20 protein-coding genes are annotated in these 22,333 nt (G+C 66.0%); 6 read left to right on the top strand and 14 right to left on the bottom strand.

Going from position 1 to position 22,333, the window contains the following annotated elements; genetic code table 11:
• Nucleotides 1–17: 17 nt before the first annotated feature.
• Nucleotides 18–878 (bottom strand): MaoC/PaaZ C-terminal domain-containing protein, encoded by an 861-nt coding sequence (locus tag DWA33_RS10155; RefSeq protein WP_114357973.1) that lies wholly within the window; start codon nucleotides 876–878, stop codon nucleotides 18–20.
• A 226-nt stretch (nucleotides 879–1,104) separates the two neighbouring features.
• On the opposite strand from DWA33_RS10155, the gene DWA33_RS10150 reads away from it, so the two are divergent.
• Complete coding sequence (locus tag DWA33_RS10150) at nucleotides 1,105–1,932, top strand: IclR family transcriptional regulator (protein ID WP_244601249.1); 828 nt, start codon at nucleotides 1,105–1,107, stop codon at nucleotides 1,930–1,932.
• A gap of 148 nt (nucleotides 1,933–2,080) precedes the next feature.
• On the opposite strand, the gene DWA33_RS10145 is transcribed toward DWA33_RS10150, so the two are convergent.
• On the bottom strand, nucleotides 2,081–3,640 hold the full coding sequence (locus tag DWA33_RS10145) for a class I adenylate-forming enzyme family protein (RefSeq protein ID WP_114358084.1): 1,560 nt from the start codon (nucleotides 3,638–3,640) through the stop codon (nucleotides 2,081–2,083).
• A gap of 120 nt (nucleotides 3,641–3,760) precedes the next feature.
• Between DWA33_RS10145 and DWA33_RS10140 the strand changes: the two genes are divergently transcribed.
• Both DWA33_RS10140 and DWA33_RS10135 read left to right on the top strand, forming a co-directional pair.
• Nucleotides 3,761–4,552 (top strand): enoyl-CoA hydratase/isomerase family protein, encoded by a 792-nt coding sequence (locus tag DWA33_RS10140; RefSeq protein ID WP_114357971.1) that lies wholly within the window; start codon nucleotides 3,761–3,763, stop codon nucleotides 4,550–4,552.
• Nucleotides 4,553–4,882: 330 nt separating this feature from the next.
• Nucleotides 4,883–7,243, top strand: coding sequence for a nucleotide-binding protein (locus DWA33_RS10135; protein WP_208639117.1), 2,361 nt, complete (start codon nucleotides 4,883–4,885; stop codon nucleotides 7,241–7,243).
• 125 nt (nucleotides 7,244–7,368) lie between these two features.
• Here the strand turns inward: DWA33_RS10135 and DWA33_RS10130 are convergent, their stop codons facing one another.
• From DWA33_RS10130 to DWA33_RS10090, 9 genes are all read right to left on the bottom strand, one after another.
• Complete coding sequence (locus DWA33_RS10130) at nucleotides 7,369–7,746, bottom strand: helix-turn-helix domain-containing protein (protein ID WP_244601248.1); 378 nt, start codon at nucleotides 7,744–7,746, stop codon at nucleotides 7,369–7,371.
• Between the two features lie 228 nt (nucleotides 7,747–7,974).
• Nucleotides 7,975–9,450: an undecaprenyl-phosphate glucose phosphotransferase gene (locus DWA33_RS10125; RefSeq protein ID WP_244601247.1), complete on the bottom strand. Its 1,476-nt coding sequence runs from the start codon at nucleotides 9,448–9,450 to the stop codon at nucleotides 7,975–7,977.
• A gap of 145 nt (nucleotides 9,451–9,595) precedes the next feature.
• On the bottom strand, nucleotides 9,596–10,609 hold the full coding sequence (locus DWA33_RS10120) for a peptidylprolyl isomerase (protein WP_114357970.1): 1,014 nt from the start codon (nucleotides 10,607–10,609) through the stop codon (nucleotides 9,596–9,598).
• A complete protein-coding gene (locus tag DWA33_RS10115) occupies nucleotides 10,606–11,199 on the bottom strand; it encodes a hypothetical protein (RefSeq protein ID WP_114357969.1) in 594 nt (197 codons plus the stop codon). Before DWA33_RS10115 ends, DWA33_RS10120 begins: the two co-directional genes overlap by 4 nt.
• Nucleotides 11,200–11,201: 2 nt before the next feature.
• Nucleotides 11,202–13,055 (bottom strand): putative porin, encoded by a 1,854-nt coding sequence (locus DWA33_RS10110; RefSeq protein ID WP_114357968.1) that lies wholly within the window; start codon nucleotides 13,053–13,055, stop codon nucleotides 11,202–11,204.
• Nucleotides 13,056–13,132: 77 nt separating this feature from the next.
• Entirely contained in the window at nucleotides 13,133–13,861 is a 729-nt protein-coding gene (locus DWA33_RS10105; protein ID WP_114357967.1) for a TonB C-terminal domain-containing protein, read from the bottom strand.
• Between the two features lie 19 nt (nucleotides 13,862–13,880).
• Nucleotides 13,881–14,285, bottom strand: a complete 405-nt coding sequence (locus DWA33_RS10100) for an ExbD/TolR family protein (protein WP_114358080.1) — start codon at nucleotides 14,283–14,285, stop codon at nucleotides 13,881–13,883.
• 4 nt (nucleotides 14,286–14,289) lie between these two features.
• Entirely contained in the window at nucleotides 14,290–16,317 is a 2,028-nt protein-coding gene (locus DWA33_RS10095; protein WP_114357966.1) for a DUF2341 domain-containing protein, read from the bottom strand.
• Nucleotides 16,317–17,957, bottom strand: a complete 1,641-nt coding sequence (locus DWA33_RS10090; RefSeq protein ID WP_114358079.1) for a ShlB/FhaC/HecB family hemolysin secretion/activation protein — start codon at nucleotides 17,955–17,957, stop codon at nucleotides 16,317–16,319. Before DWA33_RS10090 ends, DWA33_RS10095 begins: the two co-directional genes overlap by 1 nt.
• Nucleotides 17,958–18,349: 392 nt before the next feature.
• Between DWA33_RS10090 and DWA33_RS10085 the strand changes: the two genes are divergently transcribed.
• Nucleotides 18,350–19,003 carry an RNA polymerase sigma factor gene (locus DWA33_RS10085; protein ID WP_114357965.1) on the top strand — a complete coding sequence of 218 codons (654 nt, stop codon included), beginning with the start codon at nucleotides 18,350–18,352 and terminating at the stop codon, nucleotides 19,001–19,003.
• Nucleotides 18,954–19,247 carry a FecR/PupR family sigma factor regulator gene (locus tag DWA33_RS25645; protein WP_347337891.1) on the top strand — a complete coding sequence of 98 codons (294 nt, stop codon included), beginning with the start codon at nucleotides 18,954–18,956 and terminating at the stop codon, nucleotides 19,245–19,247. The genes DWA33_RS10085 and DWA33_RS25645 overlap by 50 nt, the downstream gene beginning before the upstream one ends.
• Before the next feature lie 158 nt (nucleotides 19,248–19,405).
• Here the strand turns inward: DWA33_RS25645 and DWA33_RS10075 are convergent, their stop codons facing one another.
• The 3 genes from DWA33_RS10075 to DWA33_RS10065 form a co-directional block, all read right to left on the bottom strand.
• Entirely contained in the window at nucleotides 19,406–20,176 is a 771-nt protein-coding gene (locus tag DWA33_RS10075) for a Hint domain-containing protein (protein WP_114357963.1), read from the bottom strand.
• 231 nt (nucleotides 20,177–20,407) lie between these two features.
• A complete protein-coding gene (locus DWA33_RS10070; protein ID WP_347337890.1) occupies nucleotides 20,408–21,313 on the bottom strand; it encodes a lytic transglycosylase domain-containing protein in 906 nt (301 codons plus the stop codon).
• Nucleotides 21,314–21,333: 20 nt separating this feature from the next.
• Nucleotides 21,334–21,615 carry a hypothetical protein gene (locus DWA33_RS10065; RefSeq protein ID WP_244601246.1) on the bottom strand — a complete coding sequence of 94 codons (282 nt, stop codon included), beginning with the start codon at nucleotides 21,613–21,615 and terminating at the stop codon, nucleotides 21,334–21,336.
• Between the two features lie 418 nt (nucleotides 21,616–22,033).
• Between DWA33_RS10065 and DWA33_RS10060 the strand changes: the two genes are divergently transcribed.
• Nucleotides 22,034–22,315, top strand: a complete 282-nt coding sequence (locus DWA33_RS10060; protein ID WP_114357961.1) for a hypothetical protein — start codon at nucleotides 22,034–22,036, stop codon at nucleotides 22,313–22,315.
• Nucleotides 22,316–22,333: the final 18 nt, after the last annotated feature.

Genomic DNA, 22,333 nt, shown 5'->3' with positions numbered 1-22,333 from the left:
GAATAACACCGAATTCATTACGACACTGCGGCGAAGCCGTTGTTGATGACGACGACGTCCCGCTCGGCGACCTTGGCGCGGAACGAGGTGCGTCCTTCCGCATCGTTCCACACCTCGGTGACGATGGTCTCGCCGGGGTACACCGGCGACGAGAACCGCACCTGCATCTTGGTCAGACGCGTAGGATCGCCATCGCAGCAGAGTTCGACCAAGGCACGGCACACCACGCCGAAGCTGCACAGCCCGTGCAGGATCGGCTTGTCGAACCCGGCCTTGCGCGCGACCTCGGGATCGGCGTGCAGCGGATTGTAGTCGCCGGACAGCCGATACAGCAGGGCGGCGCGCGGCGAGGTCGCGATCCGCGACGACAGGTCGGGTGCGCGATCGGGCAGCGCATGCGGGACTGGCAATGGCCCGGACGGCCCACCGAACCCGCCGTCGCCGCGCAGCATCGTGGTCGAGGTCAGGCGGCACAGCAGCTCGCCGGTCGCCTTGTCGACCACGTCGCGTTCCGACAGCAGCACCGCTCCCTTGCCGGCGCCCTTGTCGAACAGACCGGTGACGCGCGAGCGGCCGACCACCGTCGCCTTCGGCGGCAGCGGCTTGAAGATCTCGAAGCCCTGTTCGCCGTGCAGCACCTTGCGCCAATCGACGCCGGTGTCTTCATTGCCGAGCCAGAATCCCGGATAGCCCAGCACCACCGACATCGACGGCAGCACCTGCAGATCCTGCTCGTAGACGTAGCGAAGCTGGTTCGCATCGAGCGGCGCGTCGCCATAGCCGACGCCCAGCGCGTACAGCATGGTGTCGCGCTCGGTGTAGCTCTGCTCGATCTCGGGAATGGGCCAGTTGCGCAAGCGCGCGGGGTCGATGGGCATCCTTCCGCTTCCTCTTGTTTTTTGTGCAGCTTGCCACCGCAGCGGCGGTCGCACAATATGCGAAATCGATTTTCGCACTGGCTACCCGCGGCCGCGCCGCACGGAACACACCATCATGGCGGCTAAGACAACCACGCACCGGCCCACGACCGCCAAGCCACGCACACCCGTGAAAGCCGCGAAACAATCCGCGTCGGCCGGTGCTGAAGATCGCGCACAGCGCCGGGTGGAACGTCAATCGCTGCAGCGAGCCGCACGCCGGCCGCGCGCGGATGCCGCCGATCGCGACGACGCCGGGGGCCGGCTGTTCGTCTCGGCGCTGGCGCGCGGCCTCGAAGTGCTCGGCGCCTTTCGCGCCGGCGACCGTGCGCTCGGCAATCAGGAACTCGCGGAGCGCACCGGCCTGCCGAAGCCGACGATCTCGCGGATGACCCACACGCTGATCCAGCTCGGCTATCTCACCTATGAGCCGCGCTCGGCGACCTATCAGCTCGGCGCGCGGGCGCTGGCGCTGAGCTATGCGGCGCTCGCCAATCTCGACGTTCGCAAGGCGGCATTGCCGATCATGACCAGGCTGGCCGAGGACAGCCAGTTGCATGTCGGGCTCGGCACCCGCGAACGGCTGATGATGCTCAACATCGAAAGCTGCGAGAGCGACGCGCTGATCGGCCTTCGCCTGCCGCCGGGCTCGCGGGTGCCGATCGCCACCACCTCGCTCGGCAGAGCCTATCTGGCGGCGATCGGAGAAGACGAGCGAACCCCGCTGCTCGCCGAGCTCCGCGCCCACCATGGCAACGATTGGCCCAAGCTGGAAAAGGCCATTGCCCGTTCGGCGCGGGAGATGGCGAAGAGCGGCTTCTGCATCTCGATCGGCGAATGGCGCAAGGACATCAACGCCGTGGGCGCCGCGATCGTCCCGCCGAACGGCGGGCCGGTCTACACGCTCAGCTTCGGCGGCCCGGCCTATCTGGTGTCGCAGCAGCAGCTGATCGAGAAACACGGTCCTGCTCTGGCCCGCGCCGCCAAGGCGATAAGCTTCGCGCTGGGGGGATGAGACGTCTCCGCTGCTAGAATTCGAGAAAGCGGCCGCCCTCACCACGTCATTGCGAGCGAAGCGAAGCAATCCAGCTCCCTTGCATTGCGCCTTTGGATCGCTTCGCTCGCAACAACGACAGAGGCGGCGCGGTGCCTGAGAAGACACCTCAATTCACCCGCCGGTCCTTGTCGGTCCAATACGGCGCGCGAAGCGCCGCCTTGTTGATCTTGTTGACGCTGGACAGTGGCAGCGGGTCGTCGCGGAATTCGATGCTGCGCGGCGATTTGTAGTCGGCAATCGCGGAGCGGCAGAACGCGATCAGTTGCTCCGCCGTCAGCGACGATCCGGCGCGGCGCACCACCACCGCATGCACCGCCTCGCCCCATTTGGCGTGCGGAATGCCGATCACCGCGCATTGCAGCACGTCTGGATGCGCCGCGATCGCGTTCTCGACCTCGACCGAGTACACGTTCTCACCTCCGGTGATGATCATGTCCTTGATCCGGTCGGAGATATAGAGATAGCCGTCGGCATCGAACCTGCCGGAATCGCCGGTGTGCATCCAGCCGCCGCGCAGCACCTGCGCCGTCAGTTCCGGCTGCTTCCAATAGCCCATCATCACCATCGGCCCGCGCACCACCACTTCGCCGACCTCGCCGGTCTTCAGCTCGCGATCCTGGGCATCGACGATCCTGACTTCGGCCGACACGATCGGCCGCCCCGCCGAGCGCAACCGATGCCGCGGCGCGGTCGGCAGATGATCGGCCGGCGACAGAATGGTCGCGACCGGCGACAGCTCGGTCATGCCGTAGGATTGGCCGAACCTGATCGATGGAAACCGCCGCAGACATTCCTGCAGCACCGCCTCCGGCATCGGCGAGGCGCCATAGGTGATCAGCTTCAGGCTCGACAGATCGTAGCTGTCGAGATCCGGCATTTGCAGGATCATGCCGAGCATCGTCGGGACGAACGTCGCCACCGTCACCTTGTGCCGGCTGATCGCCGCCAGCACGTCGTTCGGCGAGAAACGCGGAATCACCACATGACGCCCGCCCATGATCGAGGTGGTGTAGACGCGCGCGCCGGCTCCGAGATGGAACAGCGGGCCGGCGTGGAGTGCCACCGTAGTCTCGTCGAAGCCGAAAGACAGCGACGTCACCACCGCGTTGACCCACAGGTTGCGGTGGCTGAGCATCACGCCCTTGGCACGGCCGGTGGTGCCGCCGGTGTAGAACAGGCAGGCGAGATCGTCGCCGCCGCGGCCAGCGTCGGCGCAGGGCCGCTCGTCCGCGACCGCGGCGTCGTAATCATGGAGTTTCGGCAGCCCCGCCACGTTCGGCGCCGCCGCGATCACGGCGGTGAGGCAGCGGCAAGCCTCGGCGAGTTGAACGGCACTGTTCAGAAAGCTGTGATCGCACACCAGCAGCGACGGCTCGGCGTCGGTCACCTGTTCGATCATTTCCGGCAGCGAGAACCGGGAATTCACCGGCACCACGACCCCGCCGGCCCAGAGCACCGCGAAATAGCACTCGATATACTCGCGGCCGTTGGCCGCGAGGATCGCGACCGGTTCACCGGCCCCGACGCCGAAGCGGCGGAACACACCCGCAAGGCGCGCCACCCGGTCCAGCAAATCGCCGTGGCTGAAGCTGCGCTCGGGGGTGACGAGGGCCGTTTCCTCGGCGCGGAACGAGGCCGCCTTGCGCAAGCCCGCCGTCAATTGCATGTCGCGCTCCACCCTGTTGCTATCGTTGCTTGGGACGCGTTCTAGCATTGCGAAAATCGTTTTCGCAAATTCTCGCCAACTGCGCTATCGTCACCCGAAACAACACAAGGGTGGAAACACATGCCTGCAGGCAGCGCAGCCGACGGCAATGCCGTCGTGTTCGAACGCCATGACGACGTCGTGGTGGTTCGCCTCAACAGCCCGTCGACGCGCAACGCGCTGCAGCCGGCGGTGAAGCAGCATCTGGAAACGCGTCTCCCGGAATTGCTCACCGATCCGGCGGTTCGCTCTCTGGTCATCACCGGCAGCGCGGGATCGTTCTGCGCCGGCGGCGACATCAACAACATGGGCGAGCGCGGCGCGCCGCAGGTACGGCGGCGGATGCAGGTCACGCACGGCTGGGCCAAGATGCTGCTCACCGCCGAAAAGCCGGTGATCGCCGCCGTCAACGGCTCCGCGGCCGGCGCCGGCTTCTCACTGGCGCTGCTGTGCGACATCGTGCTGATGTCCGACCAGGCCTACTTCCGCGCGGCGTTTCCCGGGCTCGGTGCCGCCCCGGATCTCGGCCTGGCGCTGACACTGCCGCGCGCAATCGGCGCGATGCGGGCCAAGGACATCCTGCTCACCAACCGCCGGGTCGAAGCGGATGAGGCGCTGTCCCTCGGCATCGCCAAACGCGTGGTGCCGGCGGATACGCTGATGGACGAGGCGCTGAAGCTCGCCGCCGAGCTCGCCGCCGGTCCCGCCACCTCGCTCGGCCTTACCAAGATGCTGATCAACGGCGCGTTCGAACCGATCGAGCAGTTCTTTGCACTCGAAGCCTTCGCCCAGGGTGCCGCGTTCGGCAGCGCCGAATTCGCCGAAGGCGTCGCCGCATTCCAGCAGAAGCGCAGGCCGGACTTCAGGCGCTGAGGAGGGCTCAGGGCCCGGAGCCCCGGACCGGCCAGCCGCGCCGGTCAACCGCGGATCACCGCGACGCCCTGTCCCTGCGCCTTCGAACACGGGCTCGGCCACATCGCTACACCGGGGCCCGACCGGCATGATATGTCGACGTCTTGCTGTGTCGCCAATATCATCTGTTACAATTGTGTATTATTTCTTGGCTAGACACGAATGTGACCGATCGGCCGCACGCCGGCGACGTGCGGGTTCTGCGCGATCGATGGCTGCGCGATCGTCACGCCGCAGTCTTCGGCCTCGGGGCGGATTGCGTACCGAGTGCTCGGCCAGGATACCGCATCGATGGATATGCTGTCGCGCCGATCATCCGATCCGGCTGATCACGAGATGTCCCGGGACGAGAGCCCCGCCGCGCAGATGGCGTCTCTGATCGAGCAACTCGGTGGATTCCTCCGCCGCCAGATCGTGATCTTCATCGGGATTCCGGCCGCGACCGTCGCTGTCGGAATCGCCTATCTGGCCACGACGCCGCCGGAATACACCGCGACCGCGACGCTGCTGATCGACAGCAGCAAGCTGCGGATCTTTCAGAACCAGTTGCAGTCCTCGGCCGACATGCCGCTCGACACCATCCAGGTCGGCTCGCAAGTCGAGATTCTCGCGTCCGAACGGATCGCGCGCGCCGTGGTGCGGCAATTGCGGCTGGCCGACGATCCGAACTTCGTCTCTTCGGGCGGCACCCTCGGCCGGATCAGGAACCTGGTGTCCTGGTCCGACAACGGCGCCGTGGACCAGGAGCGGCGGGCCGTCAACGAATTGCTCGGTCGTCGCAGCATCGCCCGCGTCGAGCGGACCTATGCCCTGAACATTTCCTACACCGCGCGGAATCCCGAACTCGCCGCGCGGATCGCCAACGCCATCGCCGAGACCTATATCGACGACCAGCTCGACGCCAAATACGAGACGACCCGGCGCGCCAGCACTTGGCTGCAGGACCGCATCAACGAGCTGAGAGCGAAGGTCACCGCCGCCGACAAGGCTGTTCTCGAATACAAAGAGAGGAACAAGATCGTCGATTTCGGCGGCGGCCACGCCACGACGGCGGCGGGCGGTCAGAACCGGCTGATCGGCGAGCAGCAGCTGTTCGACCTCAATAGCCAGCTCTCCACCGCGCGCGGGGCCACCACCGAGGCGAAAGCGCGGCTCGACCGGATCGAACAAATCCGCAAGCTGGACATTGGCGAGGCCGCGGTCTCCGATCTGCTCAAGAACGACGTCGTGACCCGGCTGCGCAATCAGTATCTCGACCTGTCGGGACGAGCCGCCAGCCTGTCGGCGCGCTACGGCGCGGATCACAGCGCCGCGGTCAATCTGCGCGAGCAGATGCAGGAGCTCAGCCGGAACATCGCCGCCGAGCTCGGGCGGATTGCTGCGAGCTATCAGAGCGACTACGAGATCGCCAGGACACGCGAGCAGAATCTCGAGGCCGAGTTGGCCAATCTGGTGTCGGAAGGCCAGAGCACCAACAGGGACAGGATCGGTCTCGCCGAATTGGAAAGCTCGGCCAAGACCTATCACACGATCTATGAGAGCTTTCTCGGCCGCTACGCGGAAGTGATCCAGCAGGAGTCGTTTCCGATCACGGAAGCCAGGGTGATCAATTCTGCGTCGCCGCCGCTGCACAAGAGCAAGCCGATCACCTCGCTGGTGCTGGCGATCTCCGCAGCCTTCGGGATCATTCTCAGCTTCGGCGTGGCGGCGCTGCGTGAGGCGGTCGACGGCACGTTCCGCACCCAGAAGCAGATCCAACAGGCGCTGCGGACCAAATGCCTGGCGGTCGTGCCGTCAATCGGCACTCGCCTGGGGCGCGGCGCTGGCGCACCGCGCGACGGCCGCTGGGCACGGAAGCGAGAGTCCGGCGATGAGCCGCGTGCCGCGACCGAGGGTTCCACCGTCCCGCCATTGGCGATCGCCGAGCCGCTGATGCGGCGGTCCGTCGACGAGCCGCTGTCGATCTTCACTGAGGCGTTCCGCGCCATCAAGGTGACCGCGGAGCTGCGCCCCGCGGTGCGCGACAACAAGGTGATCGGCGTCACTTCGACGCTGCCGAACGAGGGCAAGTCGACGATCGCCTGCAACCTCGCGATGCTGATGGCCGACGCCGGCAAGCGCGTGATCCTGCTGGACCTCGATCTCCGAAGCCCGACGCTCGCCAGCGTCCTGGTGCCGCGCCCCACCGCCGGATGGCTCGAAGTGCTCGAGGGCCAGGCGGTTCTCGACCGGGCAATCGGGTGCGCACCAGACACAGGACTGGCTTTGCTCCCGTTGCTGAGCGCGGACCATCCCGTGCACGGAGACGAAATCTTGTCGTCGCCGGCGTTCTCTGGCCTGATCGAGGACCTGCGGCGACGCTACGACTATATCATCGTCGATCTGCCGCCGATTGCGCCGGTGATCGACGTGCGCGCGACGCTGCCGCTGATCGACTGGCTGGTATTCGTGGTGGAATGGGGCAAGACTCCGATCCGGACGGTGCAACATCACCTGATGGCGCGCCCCGAGCTTTACGATCGACTGCTCGGGGTCGTTCTGAACAAGGTGGACCTGCGAGCGCTGGAACGGTTCGAGCAGCCGGGGTTGTACCGCGGCGGCTATTATGCGTCGAACTGGCCGCCGTCCGCGCAGCAGAGATCGGCGGCGTGACCGGGACCACCGACGCGGCTTCCGGAAAGACGCCGCTCGACGCCATCGTCCCCCTGAGCCTACACGCCCCGTGCCAAGAAAACGCCCTCCGGTTGGAGGCCGCGGCCGTGGCTTCGCCAGGGAAGCTACTTGGTTTTTTCGGATCGCCGCTGCCGCGCCGCATGTCGGTCGCGCAGCTCTTCCTCCAGGCTGATCTTCTCGAGCAGAAGGTCGGTCACCAACTTACGCAGCCGGGAATTTTCCAGCTCGAGATGCTTGAGCGCATCATCGGACTCGGCCTGCGGCGCATCGTCCTCTCGGGTGTCGCCTGTGGCAGTCGAGCCTGCGGATGAGATTGGCATCTTCTTCCAGCGATGATAGGTCATAACGCTGACGCCGAGCGCCTTGGAAATCTCTCGCTGCGTCTTGCCTTTGGCTGCCAGTTCGTTGGCTTGGGCGAGCTTGGTCGCAATTTCCTCAGAGGGATGCCTCCTACCGACCATGTCGCTGTCTCCGAACCACATCTCGCACGACGAACCTGTGCGAGAGAATCTAGTAAGCGTGATTCCCCAAAGTTTTCAATAGGCCTCCCAACAAATTTGGTTGGCTGCAACTCCCCGCTGCCGTTCGGCGCGATCGCCGACGACAACCGATACTCACCGGATCGTCGACGGAGCTTCCGCTGGGCAGGCAAGATCGCGGCGGGACGATATGACAGGCCCAAGACGGTATCCTATTCTCATCGCAACGGGTCAGTACGCATTCCGCCGCCTGATCAATTCGAAACAGGTCTTGATCATGATATGGATATCGAGCGCCAGGCTCCAATTGTCGATATACCAAAGATCGAGCGCGACTCGCCGTTCCATCAATTCGAGACGCGGAGTTCCGCCGCGCGCGCCGTGAACCTGCGCCCAGCCGGTGATGCCAGGCTTGACGTGATGCCGGAAGGCGTAGCTGTCGATCAGCTTGCCGTATTCGTGATCGTGCACCAGCGCGTGCGGACGGGGCCCGACCACCGACATGTACCCTTGCAGAACATTCACAAGCTGCGGAAGCTCGTCGATGCTGGTCTCGCGCAGAATCCGCCCCACCCGGGTTACGCGCGGGTCGCGCTTGGTGGCCTGGACCACCGCCGCCCCGTCTTCCTGGACCCGCATCGAACGCAGTTTGTAGATCATGAATGGCCGGCCGTTGAACCCGTGGCGGCGCTGCCGGAAGATGACCGGACCTCGGGACTCGAGTTTAATGGCGACCGCGGCCACCAGCAGCAGCGGCGACAGCAGCACCAGTGCGGTCAGGGCGACCATGACGTCCAGCAGCCGCTTGGCGCCGCGCTCCAGCGCGGTCAGCGGCGGTCGCTGCAATTCGACCATATAGACGTGCGGGACCGACGCTCCCTGTCGATCCAGGATCGACGATACTGCGCAATCCGGCAGCAGACGGACAGGCAGCGGGAATATCCGGAGGCGATCGAGCAGCGTCTCGAATTCGGCGTTGTTCGACCACGGCAACGCCAGCACGATTTCCTCGGCCGTCGAGGCCCGGATACGCTGGACCGCGACGTTGATCCGTTGCAACGGCAGCTCGGCGCCCCGGTCGACCGCCTCCGGACGGGACACAATGACGCGATCGACTTCGTCCAGACCAAAGTCGCGCAGCAACACGCCTCGCGAGTAGCGAGTCAGCTCGGCGCGAGTCCCGATCACCACTGCACGCCGGCCGGCGATCGCACCCGCTGCGAGCGCGGAACGCAACCGCTGCTTGGCGAACCGCCGCCACCACAACAATCCGCAGGCGCCGAGTGCAAACATGCAGACGATCGCACCGCGCGACACCTCGCTGCCGGATTTGAGCATGAACAGGATCACCGCCAGCGCCAGCATCGCAAAGCACCAGCTCGCCGCAACGCGGCCATGGCTGGGACGCGGCTCGATGACGCCGTTGACCCGATACAGACCGGCCCGGTGCGCAGCGAGCACATACAGCAAGCTCGCCACCAGCCCGAGGCCGGCATAGATGCTGACCTGAACGATGCCTCCCAGCGCCTGTTGATAGAGCACTCCGCCGAGCGTCCCAGCAGCCACGATGATCAAAGTGTCGGCGAGCGCCAGCGCCGGTCCGATGACTGCGAAAGGAAGCGAAAAGCGCTGCTTGGTTGCGTCCCGGAGGCTGGCGGCCTGATGGTCCGCGTCGAGAGCATCGACCGGGTTGATGGTGTCCGTCACGTCGCACCTGCACCGCAGCAATCCGATGCAGACGCAATATCATACGAATGTGATAGTTTAACTAATTGTTAACGGTATATGTTATAAGGCACTTTCGCCGGATCGGCGTGGCACAGGCTCACGGGTCGAGGCCCGAAGTCGTTCGCTATCGGGATTCCGTCTTGGCCTCGATCAGTCGCGACAGCGCGATCTCGTTGAGCACCGGCGGCGACTGCTTCAACAATTCGTTGACATAGGCCCTTCTGTTGGCCTCGGCCTTCTCGGCCCGCAGACGCTGCACCAGGCCGTCGCGGACTTCAGCCAGCGTTCGCTGCCGCGCCGCCTCGGTATCGAGCAGCTTGAGCACGTGCCAGCCGTCGTCGAGCCGAACCGGCTCCGACACGGCGCCTTTCGCCAGGCCGGTCACCTGGCTGCGAATTTCCGGTCGCAGGTCGGGCTCACCGACCCACCCTAATTCCCCTTCCCGTTCTGCGGAGGCTGGATCCTCGGACAGCTCCCTGGCGAGCTTGCCGAAGTCGGCGCCGGGCGCCTTCAGCTTCTTCAGCGCCTCGGCGAGCTTCTTGCGCGCCGCCTCATCGGCATCCTTGTCGGCGTCCTTGGGCAGCGCGATCAGCACCTGGGCGAGCCGAAACCGGCGCGGGAGCAGCAGCGCGCTGGCGTTCGCATCGTACACAGCCTTGACCTCGGCCTCGCTCGGATAGGATTCAGGCGGCGCCGTCACCGATTTGAGATAACCGTCGACGATCACGCTCTCGCGGACACGCGCGATCTGAGCCTGCACCGCCGGCTGCTCTTCCCACTTTTTCGACAGCGCCTCCTTGTAAGCCAAGCGATTGGCCAGGATCGCGCGCACGGTCTGACTCAGTAGCGCCGGATCGCGCGCCAGCGCCGCCTGCTGCCGCGGATCGAGGAAGCTGATCGCCGATCGCACCTCGGCGGCGGTGACGTCGCTGCCCCCGATCTTGGCGACGACGTCGCTATCCTTCACTGCGGACCCGGCGTCCGCCACCGGCTGCGCGGCACGGCCGGGCTGCGGTGCGGCGGCCTGCTGAGGCTGGACCGGCTGTTGCGGTGTGCGCTGCTGCGCCGATGCTTCCGCAAGCGCGAGCGCCAAGGTGATTGCAGCGAGCAGTCCGCTGGTGACGACGGCACGGGTCATGGCTTGGCTTTCTGATCGAGGATCTGGTCGCGGAAATCCTGAGCTTGGTTCTGGTGCTGGACACGCTGCATCCCGAACAGCGGATCGTGATCGAGCACCTTTTCGAGCGGATCCATCGCCTCGTACTTGGTGACGACGTCGTTGCTGATCTTGACGAGCTTGCCGTTCTTGGCTTCGCAGGATTTGGTGCTGGCCCGGAACGCCTTGGCCTCGCCTTCGAACTTGGCGCGCTCGGCGTCCTTGGCGCGAGCCACCGACGCCGCCTCGGCGTAGGCACTCTTCCACTTCTCCAGCGTGTCGTCTCGCTCGGCGAGTCGGTCGTTGAAGTCCTTCACCGCCTGGCGGTAGGCCTGGTTCACTTCTTTGACCTCGGCGCGCAGCGCGGTGTTCTGCTTCTTTGCGGTGTCGCGCTCCTGCTCGGTGGCCGTCAGCTTGGCCTGGAGCGCGGCGCGCTGGTCTTCGAGCGAACGAACCTGTGCGGTGGCTGAGCGCAGCGCCTCGCGCAGGCGCGCGGTTTCATTTTCCGCCAGGGCGGGCCCGGCCCAGGCGAGGCAAAGGCCCAGGCCGGCGAGACCAAGTATCCCGCGCATCGTCAGAACCTCGCATTGAGATCGAGCTGGAAGATGTCGACGGCGTAGGGCGCGCCCGCGACCTGGTTGGCGCTCATCCAGCGCGCGGTAGCCCAGACGTTGGAACCGAGGCCGAGGCTGCCGCCGACGAAGTATCCCTTGAGATTGGTGCCGCCGAGACCGAAATCGGAATCCGCGAAGGCGTCGAGCACGGCGTCGGACTCCAGATATTTGTAGCCGACGAAGGCGCTCCAGTCCCACAACTGCCGGATCTCGCGGTGACCGACGGTCATCCGCCCGAGCCAACCCTGATTGCCGCCGGCATAGACCTGGGTGCAATTGGTGGCCGAGCTGCAGCCGGCGATCGGACCGGCCGGCAAGGGATTCGCCGCAACCTTGGCGGCGATATCGGCAGCGTCCCAGGCGAGGTTGCGGACATACTCGCCGTCGATCACGATATGCAACGGATGGAACTGGCCGAGATCGAGCCGGGCGCTGACGACAAGCTCGCGGAAGTCGGACGCAAGGCCGAAATACTGGTACTGCGGAAGAAGATTAGTACCGTCGTACTGGGGCACGATGTTGCGTAGTGCCATGTAGGTGTTGCCGCGCTGTGCGAATGACGGTCGCAGCAGGTCGGTACTGCAAAAGTCCGTCGCGGTGGCGACCAAACAGCTGCTCGACAGCTTGCCCTGGACGTTGGTGAAGTCGAAATAAGCGGTGCCGAATTTCAGGCTGACATCGGGGCTGAATTCAGCCCGCGCGCCGATCTGTCCACCGAACATCCATTTGTCGCGGCTCGGTGCCTTGCCGGGCAGCACGTTGGTGTTGGTGAAATCCAGACTCGAGCCGACGTTGAAGTCGGTATTGAAGATCGGGAATGCACCGGCGACGAAGAAAGGTGTGAAACCGGGGCTGATCTCGTGCTGCACCTGAGCCGCGACACCGTCGAAGCCGAGATCGCGGTGAAACACCAGGTCCGTCGAAGCGAAAAATGGATTGTCGAACCGACCGCCGCTCAGCGCGATGTCGTTCCATGGGCTGTAGCGCACGAAGGCACGGTCGAGCCAGATGTTGTATTTGCTGAAGTTTCCTCCCGAGCCGCCAAGGGTCTGGTTGAAAGACACCGGCGCATTGCTCTCGCCGGTCGCGATCCGCAGACCTGCATAGAAGCCGTCGAACAGGTCAGCTTCCATGCCGAGCCGCGCCCTTAGCCGTTCGCGATGGCGGTCCTGGTCGACGTTGAAAGTGGGCCAGAAGTACGGATTGCCATAGGTGCCGTCACTCAGCACGTTGTAGGGGCTGCCGGTGTTGATGGCGTTGTAGTTCACCGTGTACGGGTAGTTCCCCGTGGGGAAGAAGCTGCTGTCGTGACGGAGGCGGACGTCGCCGTAGAAGCGGATGCGTTGTGCCCATTCCGGGTATTTGCCCGGCGATGCCCAGTTTTCCTTTTCGGCCTTTTCCATCACTTCCTTGCGGATCTCGTCGCGGAGCTGCTTCTTGACGATCTCCGGCACGTAGGTGACCCGCTTGGTGCCGCGAGGCGAAGTCGCCTCGACCGCGGTCGCCGCCGACTTCTCGGCCCCCTCCGCCTTGGTGGCGGCGTCGCGCACGGCCTGGCGCGCCACATAGGCCTCGTCCTCGGCCTGTCTCACCAGCGCGCCGGCCTGTTCCTCCGTGAGTACGCCCTGCTTCACCAGCAGGTTGATCAGGTTCACGGTGGCGTTCGACGAAGGCGGGGCCGCCCGCGAGACCTTGGGCAGCTTCAGCGATGCGGCCGGATCGGCCTTGTCCTGCGCGGCCGCGGGAACGATGAGCGCCACGAGCGCCGCCGACACCGGCGCCAGCCTCCATCCCATCATCTCACATCGGCGCATCACGGAACTCCTTGTTACTTCACGCTTCGACCGCCGGCGCGAGGGCCGGCAAGCTTTGGAACGGGTTTGCAGACCGATCACGACGGACTCCGTGCGGTCACCCGCGTGATGATCGGCATCGGCATGTCGCGCGGCGGCGGCTCGCGCAGCGTCAATCCGCCGAGTACCTGGTCGCGCAGAACCGAATCGAGTTCGCTGTTGCCGGTCGAAGACACCAGTTGCACGCGATTGACCCGGCCGGTTCCATCGGCCCACAGCCGAACCTGAATCCGCATCACGGCGTGACGGGTCTTTTCGTTGGAGCGCAGCGCCGATTCGATCTGCGCCTGCACGATGCTGGCGTACCAGCCCCATCTCGTGCCGCCGCCGCCACCTCCGCCGCCGCCACTGCCGATAAGGCCGCGGCCGCCCTTCTTGCCGAGCAGTTCGCCCGGCCCGTTGCCGTCGGCGTCCAGCGCCGGCGGTCCGTCCGGCGGCGCATCGCTCGGGTCCGGCGGCGCATCCTTCGGAATCTCGACCGCCTTCTCCTCGATGATCTCCTGCTTCACCGGCGTTTGCTCCACCACCTTCTGCTCGGGCTCGCGCTCGGGCGGCGGTGGAGGCGGCGGAGGCGGTGGCGGAGGCGGCATGATGGTCACGATGGTCGGCTCGTTGACCTTGCGCGGCGGCTCCTGGTCTCCGCTCAGCATGACCACGACCCCCGCGACCAGTACGGCGAGCACGACCACGCCGCTGCCGATCGGCAGCGCCATGCGGCGCCACGACGGGCGGTCCTCGTCGTCATCGCTGTCGTCGCGCAGGTCCATCCGCCATCCGCCTCCGCGCTCATCTCACCAGCGGCTTGGTCGCCATGCCGACCTGGGTGAAGTTCAGCCGGCCGAGCAGGTCGAGCACGTCGACCACGTTCTGGTACTGGGTCTGGCTGTCGCCGCGCACCACGATGGGAAACTCCGGGGTCAGCGCGCGCTGCTGGATCAGGCGCTGCTCCAGCTCCGACAGCGTCACCGGAATGGTGTCGAGGAAGATCTTGCCCTCGTTGGTGACGGTGACCGCCTTGGTGGTCTGCTGCGCCAGACTCGGCGCGGTGCTCGCTTTGGGCAGATCGACCTTCATGCCCTGCACCGTCGCCGTGGTCATGATGATGAAGATCACCAGCAGCACGTAGGCGAGGTCGAGCATCGGGGTGATGTTGATGTCGTCGTAGGGCTTGCTGTCGGAATGGACCTGCATCGTCTCACTCCGCGGCCTGCCGGCGCGGCGCACCGGGCTGCTGGTGGTAGGACTCGGCCATCTTGGTGACGAGCTCGTCGACGAAGACGTGCATGTCGTTGGTGGCGTCCTTGATGCGGATGGTCAGGTAGTTGTAGCCGAACAGCGCCGGGATCGCGACGGCGAGGCCCGCCACTGTCGCGACCAGCGCCGCGGCGATGCCGGGTGCGATCGCGTTGACGTTGACGTCGCCGGACGCCGCGATCGCCGCGAAGGTGATCATCACGCCGACCACGGTGCCGAGCAGGCCGAGGAACGGCCCGCCGGAGATCGCGATCGTCAGCATCACCATCATCTTGTTGAGGCGCTGCGCCTCGTGGATCAGGCCGCTGTCGAGCACCGCGCGGATCGACTGGATCGCCTGTGGCGACAGCGCGCGAGCGCCGCCGTTGCCGGAAAAGCGCAAGCGGATCTGCTGCGCGCCGAGATGCATCAGCCGATACAGCGGCGACGCGTGAATGATCTTGTGATGCTTGACGTCGACGCCGCCGCCGAGGCTGGGATCGCTCTCCTCGCTGTCGAGCTGCAGCACGCCTTCGAGATCGTTCGCCGCCTCGCGGAAATGCTTCAGGAAGACGGTGTTGCCCTTGGTGACCCGGTTCAGATACGAAACCCGGTCGACCATCACGACCCAGCTGATCACCATCATGATGGCGAGGATGCCGATCACGATCCAGCCGTCGAGCGTGACCGACTTCAGGATCACGGCGAAGTAGCCGCTGAGCCAGCTTGCGGTTTCCTCGTCGACGCTGAAGGTTGTGAGTTTGGCCTGGTCCGGCCCCTGTCCGATCGCCGCGACCTTGATGAACCCGGCAGGCCGCGCGACCTTGGCGATCTGAAATTCGTCGATATCACCGACGAAGCCGATGAGCGGCGCGGCGCCGGCCGCGTCCGGCGCGACGGCCGCATCCGCGGGCACCGTCGGCGCGGCTGCGGCGTCGGGCGTTGCGGCAGGTGCTGCCGCGGCGTCGCCGGCAGCAGCCGGGGCCGCGGCGGCGTCGGCCGCGACCGGGGCCGCGGCGGCATCCGGCGCCGGAGCCGCGGCGGCCGCATCCTTGCCGACCGAGGCGATGCCGGTCAGCGCCGGCAGCGCCGCCGCGAGCGTCCCGGCTTGCGCGCCGTCGACATAGATCACGATTTGGCCGGCCTTGGCTGTGACGGCGAGATGATGCCAGGTGGCGGCGGGGATCGCCGCGCCGCCGACGCCGCGCTGGGTCGCGCCGGCCGCCGTCACTTCGACGAACGGCACGCCGTTGTCGAGGCCGATGATCAGCGCGTTGGCGCCGTCGCGCCGCGCATACAGCACGGCGCGCGGCTGCGGCGCGGCGCTCTTCAGCCACAGCGACCACGTCATCTCGCCGCCCTCGGCGGTGGCGAGCGGCGGGCCGGCCGGGATGGTCAGCGCGGACTGGCCGTCGAATCGGGCGCCCTGACCGATGATCGCGCCGTCGGCGGCGGCGACCGGCGTCGTCGCCGAATTGCCCCACGCGCTGATGTCCTGCGGCGGGGTGCCGCGTTCGGCGAAGTGATACACCAGCAGGGTGTTGGGATCGTAGGTGTTCTTGGCGTCGACCGCGGCCGGCACCTTGGCGTTGCCGTAGTACAGCCAGATCTCGTTCTTGGTGCCCGGCTTCAGATCCGGGACCGCGACCCAGATCAGCGCCTCGCCGATCAGCGAGTCGTATTTCTCGACGTGATGCTTCAGCGGCGTCTTGTCGTCGCCGGCGACGAAGCGCAGGTCACCGCCGTCCTCCTTGGCCGAGCCGAAGCGGAAGTTGCCGACGTGCAGCCGCACCAGCATCGGCGTGGTGCCGATCGCGTCGCTGACGGCGGCGCCGGACGCGCCGGTGTCGAACACGATCTTCTTGCGCATGCTCCATTCGTCGTTCCACCACGCCGCGGCCTGCTGCGGCCACAGCGCGACGACGAGGACCAGCGCGGCGACGGCCTGCGCGATCCGCAACTGGATTCCCTTGCGGGTCCCGAGCGTCATCAGAATTCTCCCCAAACTCGAAAGCTCACCCGCGGATGGTTCGAGACCGTGACTTGCTGCGTCGTCAGCGGCATGCCGACGAATACGATGGCATTGAGATGATCGAGCGTCTTCATCCGCATGCCGACGCCGTAGCTCGCCAGATCGAACTGATATTGCTGGTCCGGCAGCGGATCGTGGATCCGCGCGTAGCCGGCGTCGGCGAAGGCGAAGAACCGCCAATCATTGAAGATGTTGAGCTTGACCGGCTGGCGGCCGGGAACGTCGTAGGTCTGCTCCATGTAGGGAGCGATGTTCGGGGAGCGCAGCTCCACGGTGCCGGCGACGCCGTAGTCGCCGAGTACTTCGGACTCCAGATAGCCGCGAACGGTGTCCTGACCGCCGAGGCTGAGCTGCTCGCTGGACACCAGCGGCTGGTCGGCGGCCTGGCCTTGAACCTTGCCGAACACCTGCAGACCGCCGGGCAGATCGTGGGTGTGCGAGACGTCGCCGCGCAGCGAAATGAAGCTGGCGGTCGCCTTGTAGCGTTTGACGTCGAACTGGTTCGGATCGCTGCCGATGCCACGGAGACCAGTGGTGATCGTGGCGTTGAGCTGGGTCAGACGTCCCTCGCCCTGGAAGCTCGCGGTATAGGCAGCCACCAGCGGGACGTAGCGGACCGGCGAGTCGAACGAGTTGGAGGCGAGCGACAGGGTCTGCTGGAAATCCTTGTAGTCGGCGCCGAACGACAGCGTGTGAAACAGCTCGCCCTTGGGCGGCAGCGTGATGACGTTGCGAAAACCGATCACGTGGCCGGGGCCGACCACATTGGCCCCGCCCACGGTCGCCACCGAACTGTCGGACTTCAGCCCGTAGATCAGCACGTTGAGCCAGTCGTAGTCGGTGCGGGCCATATAGGAGCCCGAGAACACCGTGGCATCCTTCGGATTGAGCGGCGCGGTCTGGAAGGTGAAGGTGGCCGAATGGCCGAGCTGCCACAGATTGTCGTAGCGCGCCGACAGGCTGAGGCGCTGCGGCGTGGTGCTCGGACTCTGCCGGTTGTTGAGCTCGACGCTGCCGTGCAGCGGATAGGTGTCCTCGACGTTGAGATCCACGTCGACGGTTCCCGGAGTCACACCTGCGCGCAGCGCGGGCGTGACGCGACGGTCGGGCCAGCGGTTGAGCGCGACGATGTCCTTGGTGACTTCATTGAAGTTCGGCAGCGTCCCCTCCTTGAGCGAGGCGGCACTCCCCTTGATCTTGCCGAGATCGAAATAGCGGGAACCCTTGACCCGCAGCCGGCCGACCTTGTTCTCGGTCACCTTCAGGACGATGAAGCCGCGTTGTGCGTCCTGCTGCGGCACGGCGACGCCGACCGTCTGCAAGCCCCGATCGTGATAGGCCTTCTCCAGTGCGGCGCGCGCCTTCTCGACGTCGTCGGCGGTGCGGCCCGGCCCCATGAACGGATAGACCGCCGCTTCGACTTCGATCTGCGGCAGATGATCAGCGCCTTCGACGCGGAATTCGTCGATGTCGAACCGGACCGCCGGGCCGGATGCCGCCGGCTTGGCGCCGTCCGCGGCGGCCGGCTTGGCCGGGGCCGCAGCCGTCGATGTGGCCTTTGCCTCGGCGGCCGCGGACGAGACCCCGAATATCAGCATCGCGGCGCCGCACACAACACACGTCACCAGCGCGGACGACGACGACCGCCCGGCCCCACCGATCGTGGAGCAGGTCACGTCCGCCGGCCCCCGCCGCCACTGCGGTGGCTGGGTTCGACGCTGAATACGATAACAAATCACACCGGCCCTCGATCACTCGCTGGTCGTCAGTATCATGTGACGGATGCCGCCGGCGGCGGCATCACGTCCCTCATGTTAGACGTGGCGGTAGCGGATACTGCGAAAACAAACTGGTGCGACATCTTTGATCGTGACTCGCGGCACCGCACACCACGACACCGCATGTTAAGATGACGTCATAATAACGTTGCCCCGGCTGAATATGGTCCCCCGGAAATGTGAGGCTCCCGGCGAGGGAGTGGGATAACGTTATGAGTACCACGACGGCAGAGGCGCTCCGCGCATTGCTGGTCGCGGATTACGGTGAGCTCGACCGGCGCCTGACGCGCCGGCTGGGGTCGTCGGATCTCGCTTCCGACGTGTTGCAGGAGACTTATTTGCGGCTGGAGCGGCTTCGCGATGTCGGCGCCGTGCGCAGTCCGCGGGCGTACTTGTTCAGGATCGCCCTGAACATCGCGCATGATCGTCGCCGCGCCGAGCAGCGGCGCCTCACCACCGCCGAGATCGACGCTCTGCTCGAAATTCCCGACGACCGGCCCGACGCGGCGCGCGTGATCGAGGATCGCTCCGAAGTCGGCCTGCTGCGCGAGGCGATCGCCGAACTTCCCGAACGCCGCCGCCGCGTGCTGCTGCTGTCGCGGATCGACGGACGCCCTCATCGCGAGATCGCCGAGCGCCTCGGCGTCACGGTGCGCACCGTCGAGACCGACCTCAAGCAGGCCGTCGAGCACTGCGCCGAACGTCTGAAACGTCCGGTTCCCGGTAAATTCGGATTCCCCGCTCCTGGATCGTCTTACGATCAGAGACGCGGCGGCCGTCGTCTGACGACCGGCGTCCGAGGGAAAGCGCAGGAACGTGCCGAGACCAATCACCACCGCCGGATTCTTGGATCCTTCGATCCGTGAAGCGCTCGGCTGGATTCTCCGCCTGACCTCCGGCGACGCGACGCAGGACGATTCGGAGCGGCTGGCGGTCTGGCGAGCCAGTTCTCCTGAGCGGGAGCGGGCGTACCGCGAGGCCGTCAGATGCTGGCGGGCGCTGGCGCCCGCGCTGCGCGACGATTACCGAATGCGGTGCGAGATCGACAGCCGCTGCGCGGACGAAACCGAAGCCCGCGCCGAGTGCTGCCCTCCCGATTCCAAGCTCTAGCTTCTCGTCACAGGTGGGTTCTCGAGGGGTCGATGTCCGCCGCATCGAGACGTCGGCCCAGTCGGGCGGACACGCTGGTGTAGCGCCCCACCCGACCGCGAGGGTACCACCCGGCTCCCGGCGCGCCGGGAGCCGTCGTGCGAGCCGGAGGGTCCGGATCAGAGCGCGACTGCGGCCTCGGCCAGACGGGCGCGGATCAGATCCAGCTTCTGCGGTCCCAGCATCGGCGAAAGCATGCTGCGGAGACGGGCACGGATCTCGCCGCTGGTCCCGGAATACAGGACCGGCGCGCAAGTCTCGTCCTGGCGCGATACGGCGCCGCTTCGCACATTCGTATCGTAACCGGATGCCGGAGCCGGCAGTTGCCGCAGCGTCTCACAGGCCGCACCTTCCGCGAAGATCACGGCGTGGCCGGGAAGCTTGATATGGTAGTATTCGAGTTCGGCGAAGCGCTCTCCGGCATCGAGGACGATCGAGGTCCCGTTGATCAGGCTGCCGGCCGTGACCAGCACGCCGTCGATATACAGCGCATGCCCCTGGGTCACGTAGAGATCGGCACCCGGCACGTTCGGACCGAGTGCCGATTTGGCGATCCGAACCGGCCGCGCCGAGTCGGGCCAGGACCGACCCGCGGCCTTGCTGTGCCGCCAGCTCCCGATCCACTCGATCGGCTGCACGCCGGCCAACGCGGTCGGCAGCAGATCGCCGACCGACAGTTCTTCGATCGCGCGGTCGCCGTCGACCGTCCTGATCCTGGTGCCTTTGAGGTAGCACGGCGGCCGCACCACTGCATGCGCCGATGTCACTCGGGCCAAGCTGGCCGCCACCACACCGGCCGCGATCCCGACCATGGCTTTGGCGTGACTGGTTATCAGCGTGCGCCGGGTGGTACCGGCTGGCGTATCCGTTTCGTCCCGGTTCTGGTTCATTATCAAGCCTCCAAATTGCAGCGATGGGTGCAACTCAATTTGTTACAGCTTAGGATAGCATAACATAATACGAAATGTTAATGAAATCTCGCGTGCGCACGAAGGCGTGGCGCTGGGCCGTGCAGCGGAAGAGATCGACCTCGTCACAGGCGAGCATGCAACGATTCCGGACACCCGGCAGAAACGCCGCAGCGCGTCGTGATCCGCTGGAGAGACGCGAGCCGCTCCAATCTACCGGACCGGCGCGGGCCGCGCGGCGAGCCCGCGCAGCAAGGTGTTGAGTTCGGCGAAATTCACCGAGCCGCCGGACAACGGCCGGCGCAGGGATCCCCGCCCCGCCATCGCGGCGCCGAACGTCGGTGTCGGGACCTGACCATGGACCGCAACGCCGCGCGCCGCCAAGTGGCTGCGGACGCGGATGCAGTATTCGACCGAAAGCACCGAGAACCTCGTCTCACCATGGCCGGCGCGGTATTTCATCGCAGCCGTGCAGATGTCCTCGCTCGCCTTGCGCCAGGCACCCGCGAGGTATTTCGCCCCGTAGTGGATATTGACCTCGGGAACAGCGAGGTCTGCGACCGTGCCGGAGAACCCTAACATCCTTGCCGTCGCCGGCATCACCTGCATCAGTCCGATCTCGCCGTCCATTCCGACCGCCCCCGGATTGTAACCGCTCTCGACCGCCATCACGGAATCGAGCAGCGCGGCAGGCACTCCCCATGCGGCCGCCTCGCGTTCGACGATCGGACGGTATGTCTCGCGGCCGGCCTGCCAGTCGCGCCCGAAGACGGCCCTGACCTGCGGCGCCGGAGCTCGGCCGCCCTGCAGAACGTTGGCAGGAGGCAGATCCGCGACAGTGAGCGGCCGCGCGGCGACGCGATCGAACACCAGCGGCGGCAGTTCGTCATCGTCTTGTGGCGTCGACGAAGGCTGTCCGGTCGACGCAGACAGCGCGACGGCCGAGGCCGGATTCCCCGCCTGCTCGTCCGCCGCGCCGTCCGGCAGGTTCTCCACGTCCGCATCGGCGACTGCCGACACCGTCAAGGCGGCGAGCAGCCCCAAGGCCGAAGTGAGCCGCCGAAAGGTCGGCATCCGGCGACGGCACACACCGCCCTTCGCATGCGTTCCGGCGAACACGACGCACCACCTCACCGGCATCACCGGCCCGGCACGAAATAGACCGGCGCAGGCGGCCGGAACGGCACGACAGATTGGCCATAATTGGCACCATACTGCTGCCTGACCGCGGCTTCGTTGACGTTGCCGATGCGCACGTCGGCGGAGCGCGCGTCAAGCGGTGGAAGGTTGATGGTCGGATTGACCTTCGCCACCTCACGCTGCAGTTTCTGATTGAGGCAGCCGAGCGCATTGGCCCCGCCGATCTCCACTTCGACGCAGCGCTCGATCCGTGGTGCCGGCGGAGACGCGCCGCCGATCATGATCGAGGCCGGCCGGTTACCAGGCTCAGCGCCGCCGGGCGCCTGCGCCGCCGCAGGTCCGACCGCGAGACCGCAAGCCAGTCCGGCGCCCAGGATCAAGTCGCATGCCGAGCGGTGCATTCCCGCGTTCATGAGAAGTCCTTTCCGAATCCGACGGCGCGCGAACCGGGCGACGGGCGATCATTCCCTTGTCGGGCCGAATGTCACGCCGGGCGGTGAAGAGCCCGTATCGTCCTGCGTCCGACAATCAGACATGTGACAGGCCATGCAACAGATCATGTGATTCCGTTCACGTGCCATCGCGCAGGCCCGGACCGTCCAACCACAAACGATAATGTGAATCACATCGCCGGGCCGGTCAATCTCTTAACTCCGATGCAAGAATTGCAATGGATGTTAGCCGAAGGTGGAGTCCACGATGTCGGCAATCCTCGGCTTTCTGATCGGCGCGGTGCTCGGCACCCGATACAGGGTGTTCAGTCTGGTCCCGGTTGCGATCGGGTGTATCGGCGCCGTCGGCATCCATGCGGCGGCGGCGCGAGTACAGCTCGGTGCGGCGTTGTTGGCGATGCTCGGCATCACGGTCGCGCTGCAGATCGGATATCTGTTCGGCCTCGCCGTCCGCGTCACAATGGTCGGCGCCCGGGTCCGAACCGCCGCAGAAGAACCGGTGCAACAACGGCCGGCGTTGCCGATCTGACCCGGCCACCTGCGAACC

This window comes from Rhodopseudomonas pentothenatexigens (genome assembly GCF_900218015.1).
GTDB classification, from domain to species: domain Bacteria; phylum Pseudomonadota; class Alphaproteobacteria; order Rhizobiales; family Xanthobacteraceae; genus Rhodopseudomonas; species Rhodopseudomonas pentothenatexigens.
The sequence above is the reverse complement of the archived record's forward strand: the minus strand, read 5'-3'. Positions and strand labels throughout refer to the sequence as shown.